Genomic DNA, 12,722 nt, shown 5'->3' with positions numbered 1-12,722 from the left:
AGGGTATTAAAAAAGCCCTTAAAAATAAGGGCTTCTTTGTAAATATGAAAGGTCTCGTTTTATTAGTTACGAGGTCTTTTAGTTTTCTTTGCTTTAGAACCTACTCTAGACATTGCGCAACGGAAACCTAAGTCGTCCTTAGCCATATCTTGTGGGTATGATCTTCTAGCTGCTGGGTCTAACCAGTATGCTCTATCTCTCCATGATCCACCTTTGATAACTCTTACTTCGTTATTGATTAGTGAAGTTCTGTTGGTATCCTTGTCGTATTGACGATCTAAGTTACCTAGAGAATCTGCAGTTACACTGTGATTAGGAGAATTGTACATTCTGTTGTTTTCATCATCTAGACGATCTCTTTTATCAAAGTACTTAGTAGACTGAGCATCACCATCACGGAAGTCACGGTTATCACTTCTATCAAAGTTAGTTCTAAGATAAGTCTCATCATCGTCGATAGCTTCTTGCTGGATCTCACCTGGCAATGCACGAGCGATAACTTTACCATTACTTAAAGTGTCATAAGGAATTGAGTCTGCACTAACAATTGCAATCATTCCATCTGCACCAATTTTGTTTCTTGTGTAAACATTACCACGGTAATAGTTAAAGTCGTTAAACTCATCATCTACCATAGGACGGTAAACGTCAGCAACCCATTCAGAAACATTACCTGCCATTTCATAAACACCAAAATCGTTAGGCTCATAAAACTTAACAGGAGCTGTAATATCTGCACCATCATCACTCCATCCAGCTATACCACCGTAATCACCATCACCTTGCTTGAAGTTAGCCATGTGGTCACCACGAGTTTTGCGTTTTCCACTTCTTGTGTATTGTCCATCCCAAGGGTATTTTTTTCTCCCACGGTATGCGTTATACTCACGTACACTTCCTAAACCTAGAGCTGCATATTCCCACTCAGCTTCAGTAGGTAGTCTGTAACCTGGTAAAATAACACCATCTTTTCTTGTTACATATAAGCCACTTGCTTCTCCAGTACCATCACCTTGTTTAGCTGCTTTAGCTGTTTTTTGCTTTTCTAACTGTTCAGATCTTTTACCACCTTTTGTCTTTTCTTCGTCACCACCGTAAGTTAGAGTCGGAGCGTTTAAATAAGTTTCAGTACTAAATGTTGCGCCAGCCTCTTGATTTGCTAGAGCGTCTTTAGAAGTGTAACCTTGTTCGTTAAGAATTAATTCGTTTACACGATCAGTTCTCCAGTTAGCATATTCTACAGACTGTATCCATGTTACACCTACTACTGGATAGTTTTGGTAAGCTGGATGACGTAAGTAGTTTTTAGTCATTTCTTCATTGTAACCTAAACGGTTTCTCCATACTAATGTATCAGGAACTGCACCGTTATAGATGTTACGATATTCTTCATCTTCCGGTGGGAATACAGCTTTAATGTATTCTAACATCTCAAGGTACATACCGTTAGTAACCTCAGTTTCATCAATGTAAAAAGATTGAACATGCTGTTGATTAGGAGTATTGTTCCAATCATGCATAGGGTCATCTTTTACACGACCCATCGTGAATGTTCCACCTTCTACAAAGACAAGACCAGGGCCTGTATCTTGTTCTTTATATTTTGTGTTTAGTTCAAATCCGTTTTTACCGGTGACGTCCCAACCGGTTCCACGAGATGTGGATGTATAGTCGTTTCCACCACCACCACAACTCACTATCGCCATTCCGGCGAAGAGAGTAAAGACTGCTTTTACTGCAAAGTACTTCTTCATTTTAAGAATTTGTTTTGAAAAATGAGTCGCAATATAATTATTTCAATCTAATACGAAAGCATTATTTCATATAATTCGCGTTACATTTGTCGTTCAAGCATATTAAACGACGACGAATTGCGATTATTATGCGTTATCTTAAAATTTTGTGAATATTTTTAAATACTAATTAATATTAACTGTCGTTAGTGTATCGATGAAGCATTTTTTCTACTTAATAATTTTACTTCTTAATGCTAGCGCGCTTGCTCAAAGTGGTCGAGAGGTAATTGACTGGAAGGACTTGGAGTCCTTTGATATCGGTAATCAGCAAATTAAGGTGCCGTTTTTTGAAGAAAATCACAGTTTTGATGGGCAAAATTTGTTTTGGATAAAAAGTTTTGAAATAAATCAAAAAGTTAATGAATTCTCTGTTGAGATAACAAATTTGAGAACAGAGACGATAAGCGCAACAGATCTCGGACAGTTAAATCCATCACAAATTTCTATTGGATTTCAATACACTTTAAGAAATGCGCTTTCGCGAAAGCGTAACTATGCTCAACTTAAAATTTCTCCAATATATAAAGATGGTAATCAATATAAGAAGGTGGTTTCTTTTAATTATAGCTATTCTTATGCGCCGGCGCAATTTCAGGTTAAAAACGCAAGTTTTAGTAATTCTATTTTAGCTTCTGGAAATTGGTACCGATTTAGGGTAGAGCGAACCGGTGTAAATAGAATAAGTAGGTCTTTTTTATCCAATTTAGGTATAGATGTAAATTCTATTGATCCTTCTAGAATTAAGGTTTATGGACAAGGAGGTACTTCGTTGCCTCTAGTAAATAGTGACGACCAATTATTTGATTCTCCAGAGGTTGCGATTACTGTTACAGGTAGTGAAGATGGTAGGTTTGATAATGGAGATGAGATCTTGTTTTACGGAATTGCTACAGATACAGATTATGTTAGTGAAAATGATAGTTTTATTAATCCTTATACAGATGAGTCTTTTTATTATCTAACGGTAGATGGGGTTATTGGGAAGCGTATTTTACCATTTGTGCAGCCTAGTGCAACGCCGACTATTACTTATGATTACTATTATGCTAGGCAACACCATGAGGTAGATCTGGTAAACATAGCTTCTATAGGTCGTGTATGGTACGGTGAGCGTTTTGATTTTGAGCCAGAGCAGGTTTTTGAATTCGAGTTTGAAAATGTACTAAGTAATTTACCTGCGATAGTGAGAATAGCGACTGGAGCAGTTTCAGATAACGATACCAGTATGAGTTTTAGTTTAAACGATGTAACTCTAGGTACTTCTTCCTTAAATGGGGTGGTTGGTCAGAATATACGTGCTGCGGCTAGAGCAACTTTATTAGTGTCTAATGCTAGTGTTAGCTCTGATATGGTATCTGTTAATGTGTCTTATGATAATGCTGGGAACCCTGGTGCGTCTGGTTATTTGGACTACATAAGTTTAGAGATACCTCAAAGTTTAACTGGTAAAGACGAACAATTTAGATTTGACGTGCCTAATGCTGCATCGCAAAGTGGTGTGGTGGAATATCAGTTTTCTAATGCTTCTCAAATAAGCGAGGTATGGGATATAACTGATGTTAATAATGTACGTAAGGTTACTAATAATTTACAAGACGCTACTTTTTCTTTTACTGATAATGGTGGGCAAGCTAAAGAGTATCTAGCTGTTGATCCTTCAGATATTTACAATGTAGTAAGCGCAAGAAATAGTACTGTTGTAAATCAGAATTTAAAAGGGACTATTTTTAACGACCGATCAGGTAGTTTTAGAGATATAGATTACTTAATTATTACAGCTGAATTTTTACAGTCAGAAGCACAACGACTTGCAAATTATCATATCGCTGAGAGTAATCTAAATACCAAAGTGGTGACATTGCAAGAGATTTATAACGAGTTTTCTGAGGGTAGACAAGATTTAAGTGCTATCAGGAATTTTGTGAGGTATGTTTATGACAATGCATCCTCACCAACAAATAGGGTGCAGTTTGTAAATTTATTCGGTGATGCTAGTTATGATTATAAGGATAGATTGAGTGTAAGAGATAATATTGTACCGTCTTATCTTTCTTTAGAGAGCACTTCATTAACGGCTTCTTTTTGTACAGATGATTTTTTTGCTTTCATGGATAATGGTGAGGGGACAGTCGCTGCAAATAATCTCATGGACATTGCTGTGGGGCGCATGATAGTGAGTGATATTCAAGAAGCTAGAGAGATGGTGGATAAGGTAATCAGTTATACTGCAGAGCCTGCTTTCAATAAATGGAGAAATAATATCGCTTTGATAGGTGATGATGTAGATATTCTTTCTGATAGAATATTGCAAGAAAATGTAAATGATCTAGGTGATGAGATCTTTTTAAACAGACCGGATTATAATGTAAATAAGATATTATTAGATAGTTATGAGCAATTTAGTACCGCTGGTGGTCCTAAGTATCCAGATGCTGTTAATGATATAAGAGATGCTTTTGAACAAGGTTCTTTAGTGATAAATTATTTTGGTCATGGAAATGAGGATGGACTAGCAAGAGAGTTTGTTATAACTCAGTCGCTCGTCCAGAATTTGCGTAATCCTAATACACTACCGTTATTTATTTCGGTAACATGTGAATTTACACGTTTTGATAATCCGTTGCGTGTTAGTGGTGGTGAGTTAACTTATCTGAATCCAGAAGGTGGAGCTATTGCTTCAGTGGCAACTAACCGTTTGATTTTTGTTAATGTAGGGGCTGGATTTAATAATATATTAGATCAGTACATTTTTGGTTATGATAATGTTGAACCAGTTTCTATGGCTGAAGCGTTACGACTAGCAAAAACTGACCCTAGTTTTCAATCTACTTCCACTCGTAGAGTTATTACTTTTATTGGGGATCCAGCATTAAAATTAGCTTTTCCTAAACCTCGCGTAGTTCTTAGTACTGTTAACGGTAATCCTATTGCTACTAATACAGACGTATTACAGTCATTAGGCCGTGTGTCTTTAGGTGGAGAGGTGCAAACAGTTTCAGGTTCTCGTATTAATGATTATAATGGTACTCTTTTTGTAACTGTATTTGATAAAAATATCAGTCGACAAACTTTGGCAAATGATAACATTAGAGATACTGCGGTAGCTGGAGATCCCATAATCGTTTTACCCTTTGATCAACTAGGAGAAGCTCTTTTTAGAGGTCAGGCGACTATTACAAATGGAGAGTTTGAATTTGATTTTATCATGCCTAGGGATACACAAATTCCTATAGGTGCTGGGCGAGTTTCTTTTTATGCAAAAAGAGATAACGTACCAGAAGATCAAAATGGGTATTCACAAGATATTCAAGTGGGTGGTATTAACCTCAATGCGCCTACAGACGATATTGGTCCAGAGATCGAGTTGTTTATGAATGATACCAATTTCGTTTCTGGTGGTGTTACAGATAGTGATCCATTTTTGCTAGCTTTTTTAACGGATGATAGTGGTATAAATACCTCTAGTGGAATAGGGCATGATATTACTGGTGTGCTAGATGGTGATGAGACTAATCCATTTATTTTAAATGATTATTATGAAGCTAATGAAGATGACTTTACTCAAGGAAAAGTGTATTTTCCACTTAGAGATATAGAGCCAGGATTGCATACCTTAAAAGTTACCGCATGGGACACATATAATAATAGTTCTATGAATGAGATTCAATTCGTAGTTTCAGAATCTGACGGTGTAGAATTAACTAGAGTTTTAAATTACCCTAACCCTTTTAGTACGTATACTGAGTTCTGGTTCAATCATAACAGGCCATTTGAGCCATTAGATGTTCAGGTTCAAGTAATTACTGTAAGTGGTAAAGTAGTCTGGAGTAAAAATCAAAACATCACGACCACAGGGTTTACTTCTAGAGAAATCACTTGGGATGGACGAGACGATTTTGGTCAGCGATTAGGGAAAGGTGTTTATATTTATAAGATAACTGTAAAATCTACGTTAACTAATAAATCTGCGAGCAAAGTAGAAAAGCTCGTGATTTTATAATAAGATTGATTAACATATATTTGTCACCGCATAAATTTTATTGATGAAGAAAATATTTTTACTTTTCGTAGTAGTAACATTTGCAATACCTAGTGTAAGTAATGCTCAGGATAATGATACTCGAGTAATTACAACGGCACTACCTTTTTTAAGAATTGCTGGAGATCCTAGAGCTGCTGGTATGGGAGATATGGGTGTGGCTACTAGTCCAGATGCATGGTCTCAACAATGGAATCCTGCAAAATATGCCTTCAGTACTAGGCAGCATAAATTTGGTGTAGCTTATACTCCTTACTTAGGTAATTTAGTAGATGATATCGCAATTGCTCAATTAGTATATTCAAATAGAATAAATGAACAAAGTGCATTTGCTGGTAGTTTAAGGTATTTTTCTTTAGGCTCTATTACGTTGCGCCAGGATGCTGCAGATCCAGGTAGAGAAGAAAGTCCAAATGAGTTTGTTCTTGATGGTACTTATTCTTTGAAATTGAGTGAGCAGTTTGCTATGGCGGTAACTGGTCGTTTCTTAAGATCTGATTTACGTATTCAGGGTGTTGATAGTGATGCGAGTGCGGCAAATAGTTTTGCCGTGGATGTTTCTGGATATTACCAGTCAGAAGAAGAAGCTTACAATGATTTTAATGGTAGATGGAGAGCTGGATTTAATATATCTAACATTGGCCCTAAAATTACTTATGATGCTGGTGGTCAGGAAAACTTTATTCCTACTAACCTAGCTTTAGGTGGTGGATTTGATTTTATCCTTAATGATGGTTTCAGTAAAATAGGTGTAACTGCCGAGGTGAATAAACTTCTTGTGCCTACTCCGCCGATATTGGACGATACTACAGGAGAGATTATTGAAGGGCAAGATGATGATGTTGCTTTTATTTCAGGTATTTTTCAGTCCTTCGGTGATGCGCCAGGTGGATTCAGTGAAGAGCTTAGAGAGTTTACGTGGGCGTTAGGTGCAGAGTATACTTATAATGATGCTTTTGCTTTACGTGCTGGATATTTTAACGAGGCAGATGATAAAGGAGCTAGACAGTTTCTTTCTATGGGAGCAGGATTTGAATTCTCTCAAATCAACATTGATTTATCTTACCTTTTCTCTACAAGTAGAGTAAATAGTCCATTAGAGGGGACGTTGAGATTTGGACTTACGTTTAATTTCGGTGACGAATACACAGAATACTAGACTATCAAAAAATTAGAACTACACACTACCCTCGAGGTATACGATAATATAGAAGAGCTCGCCACACAAGATCATTCACTTATGGATCTGGCTATCGAGGCTCGTCACCGCGCATATGCTCCTTACTCAAATTTTACAGTAGGCTGCGCATTGCTGCTAGAAAACGGTGAGATAATAACCGGTAATAATCAAGAGAATGCAGCTTATCCATCAGGATTATGTGCAGAGCGTGTTGCTATATTTGCAGCAGGATCTCAATATCCTGGAGTGGCGATTTTGAAAATGGCTATTACCGCAAGTCCTAAGGACGATTCTTTTCACAAGCCGGTACCGCCATGTGGCGCTTGCAGGCAGTCTATTGCTGAGTATGAGAATAATCAGCAAAATGATATAGAGCTCTATTTTATGGGCGCTGCAGGCAAGGTTTTAAAGTCCGATTCTTTAAGTGATTTATTGCCACTTATGTTTGATAAGAATTATCTATAACGTTTGCGTACAATTTTAACCCATAAATAGGTTTTTCCTTACCCTTTTTTCGTCTATTTTTGTTCTGCAGCTTGGACAAAAGTTGGGAAAGGATCTTTATATTTGATCTTTGTTCCGCTTTCGCGAAAGCGGACCACTTAACATATAATTACATGAAAAAAGTCACTAAAGACGTCTTACTGAACTGGTACGAGGAAATGCTTTTCTGGAGAAAGTTTGAGGACAAATTAGCTCAGGTTTATATCCAACAAAAAGTACGTGGATTTTTGCACCTATACAATGGTCAAGAAGCTATTCTTGCAGGAGCATTACACGCAATGGATCTGACAAAGGATAAAATGATTACCGCATACCGTAATCACGTACAGCCTATAGGAATGGGCGTAGACCCTAAAAGAGTAATGGCAGAGCTTTATGGTAAAGCAACTGGTACTTCTCAAGGATTAGGTGGTTCTATGCATATTTTTTCTAAAGAACACCGTTTTTATGGTGGTCATGGTATCGTAGGAGGACAGATACCTCTAGGTGCTGGAATCGCTTTCGGTGATAAATTTCACGGTGTTAACGCTGTTACACTTACCTTTTTTGGTGATGGTGCTGCACGTCAGGGTTCTTTGCACGAAGCGTTTAACCTTGCTATGTTATGGAATTTACCAGTAGTGTTCTGTGTAGAGAATAATGGTTATGCGATGGGTACAAGTGTTGCTCGTACTGCAAACCATACAGATATATGGAAACTAGGTCTAGGTTATGAAATGCCGTGTGGACCAGTAGACGCCATGGATCCAGAAAAAGTTGCCGAGGCGATGTCTGAAGCAATTGAAAGAGCTCGCTCAGGTGGTGGACCAACTTTCTTAGAATTAAAAACTTACCGTTACAGAGGTCACTCTATGAGTGATGCTCAAAAATATAGAACTAAAGACGAGGTGGCAGAATATCAGAAAATAGATCCTATCACGCAAGTGAAGGATAGATTGATGAGCGATCACGGTATGTCTGAAGATCACTTTAAAGATGTTGCAAAACGTGTTAAAGAGCGTGTTGCAGAATGTGAGAAATTTGCGGAAGAGTCACCGTTCCCAGAACAAAGTGTGATGTATGACGCTGTATATGAACAAGAAGATTATCCATTTTTACCAGCAAAATCATAAGTTATGGCAGAGATAGTTAACATGCCACGTTTAAGTGACACCATGGAAGAAGGTGTTGTAGCTGCGTGGTTGAAGAAAGTAGGTGATAAGGTGGAAGAAGGAGATATCCTTGCAGAAATTGAAACTGATAAAGCTACCATGGAATTTGAATCATTCCAAAACGGTACTTTACTGCACATAGGTGTTCAAGAAGGAGAAACTGCTCCTGTTGATCAATTGCTATGTATTATAGGGGAAGAAGGTGAAGATATTTCTAGCTTGCTAGAGGGTGATTCAAGTTCTGAAGCTAGTGAAGAAACTAAAGTAGATGCAGATTCAAAAGAAGAAGCGTCTTCAGAAGATAAAGAAGAATCTAGTGCGAGTTCTGATATTCCAGATGGTGTTGTTATCGTTAACATGCCTCGTCTTAGCGACACAATGGAGGAAGGAACTGTAGCTTCATGGTTAAAACAAGAAGGTGATACTGTAGAAGAAGGAGATATCCTTGCTGAAATCGAAACTGATAAGGCGACGATGGAATTTGAATCTTTCAACAGTGGTACGCTACTTAAAATAGGAATCCAAGAAGGTGAAACCGCAAAGGTAGATACCCTTTTGGCTATTATAGGCCCTGCAGGAACTGACGTTTCAGGAATAAGCATGGATAAAGCTGCTGCTCCTAAAAAAGAAATTAAGAAAGAAGAGCCTAAGCAAGAAGCTCCAAAGGCAGAGCCTAAAAAAGAAGAAGTTAAGAAAGAGGCTGCTCCAGTAGCGTCTTCTTCTAACAAGACTTCTAACTCAACTGCAACTGGTGGGCGCATTTTTGCTTCTCCACTTGCAAAGAAAATGGCTGAAGAGAAAGGAATAGATTTAAGTCAGGTTTCTGGATCAGGAGAAAACGGACGTATTGTAAAAAGTGATATAGAGAGTTTTACACCTAGTGCTGCAGCTGCATCATCTGGTAGCTCTTTCGTATCGGTAGGAACAGAAACTTTTGAAGAAGTTCCTAATTCTCAAATGAGAAAAACAATTGCAAAACGTTTAGGTCAGTCTAAATTTACAGCGCCTCATTATTATTTAGGTCTAGATCTAGATATGGATAATGCTATCGCTAGTAGAAAAGCAATTAATCAACTACCTGATACAAAAATTAGCTTTAATGATATGTTAATTAAAGCGGCAGCAATGGCGTTGAGATTACACCCTAAAGTGAATACACAGTGGACAGATAAGAATACTATTATAGCAAAGCACATCCATATAGGTGTAGCGGTTGCTGTAGATGACGGTCTTCTTGTACCAGTGTTACCATTTGCAGACCAGATGAGTATGCAGCAAATAGGTGGTAAGGTAAGAGAACTTGCAGGTAAAGCACGTAATAAGAAATTACAACCTAAAGAAATGGAAGGAAGTACATTTACTATTTCTAACCTTGGTATGTTCGGTATTACAGAGTTTACTTCTATCATTAACCAGCCTAACAGTGCAATTATGTCTGTAGGAGCTATTGTTCAAAAACCAGTTGTAAAAGACGGTCAGATAGTAGTAGGTAATGTGATGAAGATTACACTAGCTTGTGATCATAGAACTGTAGATGGAGCAACAGGTGCTGCATTCTTACAGACATTCCAGTCTTATATTGAGAACCCAATTGTTATGTACATGTAATCAATAAGATTCATAAATTATTATTTAAAAGCCAAATCATAAGATTTGGCTTTTTTGATTTCTCTTTTTAAATATATCATACTACATATCTGCTCTTTACTCTTTAACTAAATAACTATCTTTACTTCAACTAAAAAACAGTCATGAAAAAAATTATATTTCTACTTTCCACCGCAGCGATTCTAGCATCATGTAGTTCTACTAAGAAAATAGACACTGTCTCTAAGGCTATGGATAATGTAGAAAAAATTAATGAACTTAAGTTTCCTAAAGTAAATGCTATTCAAATAGCACAAGATGTAGCTTTTCTTGCAAGTGACGATTTAAAAGGTCGTGATACAGGATCAGAAGGTATAGAAAAAGCGGCTGCATATCTTTCAGAGCGTTTTCAAGAAATGGGTATAGCATCATATAAAGGGGCTTATCTAGATAACTTTGATGCAAAAGGTAAAAAGGCCTTTAACGTAGTAGCCATGATTCCAGGGTCTGATAAAGCATTAAAGGATGAAGTGGTCGTTATAGGTGCTCATTATGATCATATAGGTATATTACAAGCAGTAGCTGGTGATAGTATTGCAAACGGTGCAAACGATAACGCGACAGGTACAGCGTCTGTTCTAGCTCTAGCGGCTAATTTTCAAGAGATAGATTTTAATAGAAGAACGGTTGTTTTTGCATTATTCTCTGCAGAAGAAAAAGGACTTCTAGGTTCTAAGCACCTTGCTAACCGTATGAAAGAAGAAGGTGAAAATGTGGTAGCAATGCTTAATTTTGAAATGACAGGAACACCTATGGTAAACCGTCCATATATTGCTTATTTAACAGGGCACGATGGATCCAACATGGCAGCTGTTTTTAACGACGCAAACATTAATCGTGTGGTTACTGGTAAACTAGATCAAGCGGCAAAGTTTAATCTATTTAAAAGATCAGATAACTATCCGTTTTTTGAGGCGTTTAACGTTCCTTCTCAAACCTTCAGCACATTTGATTTCACAAATTTTGATCACTACCATAAAGTAGGAGATGATACGACACAGGTAAATACAGATCACATGGCGCAGTTAGTAAACGCGGTTATGCCAGGTGTGTTTAGTGTCGTTAACGGAAAAAAATTAAAATTAACACCTGCAACAAATGAGTAAAAGAATAGTAATTACAGGAACTAGTCGTGGTATAGGCTTTGAGCTTACTCAACTACTTTCTAATGCTGGACATGAGGTGATAGCGCTTTCGCGAAAGATTGCTTCCGTACAAGCTCTAGAACGTAATACAGTCCTTGCTATTGCAACCGATTTAAGTGATCAGTCTAATATCGATCATGCAGCAAATGAGATATTGAAAAAATGGGATCGCATAGATGTCGTTATTCATAATGCAGGTATGTTGGTTAATAAACCTTTTGAGCAACTAACAGCTCAGGACTTTCAGCAATGTTATGCGGTAAATGTTTTTGGTGTAGCAGCATTAACACAGGCTTTACTGCCGGCTATGAATAATGACTCACATGTAATCGCTATAAGTTCTATGGGAGGTGTTCAAGGAAGTGCAAAATTCCCTGGACTTGCAGCATACTCTAGCGCAAAAGCAGCCGTAATCACCCTTTTTGAGCTCTTAGCAGAAGAATATAAAGAAAACGGACCATCATTCAACACACTTGCCTTAGGAGCCGTACAAACTGAAATGCTAGAAGAAGCATTCCCAGGATATAAGGCGCCATTAACGGCAACAGAAATGGCAGCTTATATCATGAATTTTGCCTTAACTGGTAATAAATTCTATAATGGTAAAGTTTTAGAAGTAAGTAGTAGTACTCCTTAAAGGAATATCGATCAACGATTGCAGATTAACGATATCAGATTTTTGATTTTTGAGATGTCAGTTCGAGCGGCAGTCGAGAACGATTATTACCCAGTTTCAATTTGATATTTAATTGGAGATGTTGACTTTCAAATCTTTGGAAAATGGAAACCAAAGCGTTATCTTAACCTGTAAGGTTTTGCCCGATAGCAAACAGCTTGAAATTATTATGTCGAACTCACGTTATTTATGAACTTGCTAACTCAATGGCAGTACCTTCCTGATAATGGCTCTTGTAATGAATGTATAAAATCAGAGACGTGGAAAGTTGCACTTCTTATCGGCTCCATAGTCGCGATTGGATTGCTATACAGCTTTGTTATTAGAAAATATCTTGATAAAAAATGATGGTGAAGAACGTAATTTTAGACACTCAATTATAAATTATGCATTTTGTCAAATTGACCATGTTATTATTACAGTTGTCACCGCATAAAACAACTAGTAGACTTCCAGGTAGACCGATGGAAGGTTACTGGCATGTTTACGTTGGGATTGTGATTTTTATTCTGGGTTTTGCTATTTATGGAAGATGGAAAATGAAGCAATTTAAAAATAAAAGTGATTCTGAAGATAATTGATTG

Annotated in this window: 9 protein-coding genes; 8 read left to right on the top strand and 1 reads right to left on the bottom strand. The window is 37.3% G+C overall.

What is annotated here, in order from left to right; genetic code table 11:
- Window positions 1-62 precede the first annotated feature (62 nt).
- Window positions 63-1,754 carry a gliding motility lipoprotein GldJ gene (gene gldJ, locus ABJF08_RS03430; protein ID WP_348114642.1) on the bottom strand — a complete coding sequence of 564 codons (1,692 nt, stop codon included), beginning with the start codon at window positions 1,752-1,754 and terminating at the stop codon, window positions 63-65.
- A gap of 196 nt (window positions 1,755-1,950) precedes the next feature.
- On the opposite strand from gldJ, the gene porU reads away from it, so the two are divergent.
- From porU to ABJF08_RS03390, 8 genes are all read left to right on the top strand, one after another.
- Window positions 1,951-5,796 (top strand): type IX secretion system sortase PorU, encoded by a 3,846-nt coding sequence (porU, locus tag ABJF08_RS03425; RefSeq protein ID WP_348114641.1) that lies wholly within the window; start codon window positions 1,951-1,953, stop codon window positions 5,794-5,796.
- A gap of 43 nt (window positions 5,797-5,839) precedes the next feature.
- Complete coding sequence (porV, locus tag ABJF08_RS03420) at window positions 5,840-6,994, top strand: type IX secretion system outer membrane channel protein PorV (protein ID WP_348114640.1); 1,155 nt, start codon at window positions 5,840-5,842, stop codon at window positions 6,992-6,994.
- Window positions 6,995-6,997: 3 nt separating this feature from the next.
- Complete coding sequence (gene cdd / locus ABJF08_RS03415) at window positions 6,998-7,480, top strand: cytidine deaminase (protein WP_348114748.1); 483 nt, start codon at window positions 6,998-7,000, stop codon at window positions 7,478-7,480.
- Window positions 7,481-7,632: 152 nt separating this feature from the next.
- The gene (gene pdhA, locus ABJF08_RS03410; protein WP_348114639.1) at window positions 7,633-8,631 is read left to right on the top strand and encodes a pyruvate dehydrogenase (acetyl-transferring) E1 component subunit alpha; all 999 of its coding nucleotides are present in this window, start codon (window positions 7,633-7,635) and stop codon (window positions 8,629-8,631) included.
- 3 nt (window positions 8,632-8,634) lie between these two features.
- Entirely contained in the window at window positions 8,635-10,278 is a 1,644-nt protein-coding gene (locus ABJF08_RS03405; RefSeq protein ID WP_348114638.1) for a pyruvate dehydrogenase complex dihydrolipoamide acetyltransferase, read from the top strand.
- A 143-nt stretch (window positions 10,279-10,421) separates the two neighbouring features.
- Window positions 10,422-11,423: a M20/M25/M40 family metallo-hydrolase gene (locus ABJF08_RS03400; RefSeq protein ID WP_348114637.1), complete on the top strand. Its 1,002-nt coding sequence runs from the start codon at window positions 10,422-10,424 to the stop codon at window positions 11,421-11,423.
- Window positions 11,416-12,099, top strand: a complete 684-nt coding sequence (locus ABJF08_RS03395; RefSeq protein WP_348114636.1) for an SDR family oxidoreductase — start codon at window positions 11,416-11,418, stop codon at window positions 12,097-12,099. Before ABJF08_RS03400 ends, ABJF08_RS03395 begins: the two co-directional genes overlap by 8 nt.
- A 425-nt stretch (window positions 12,100-12,524) precedes the next feature.
- Window positions 12,525-12,719 carry a hypothetical protein gene (locus ABJF08_RS03390; protein WP_348114635.1) on the top strand — a complete coding sequence of 65 codons (195 nt, stop codon included), beginning with the start codon at window positions 12,525-12,527 and terminating at the stop codon, window positions 12,717-12,719.
- Window positions 12,720-12,722: the final 3 nt, after the last annotated feature.

This window comes from Nonlabens sp. (assembly GCF_039941875.1).
Classification (GTDB): Bacteria; Bacteroidota; Bacteroidia; order Flavobacteriales; family Flavobacteriaceae; genus Nonlabens.
This window is presented reverse-complemented; position numbering and strand designations above follow the sequence as displayed.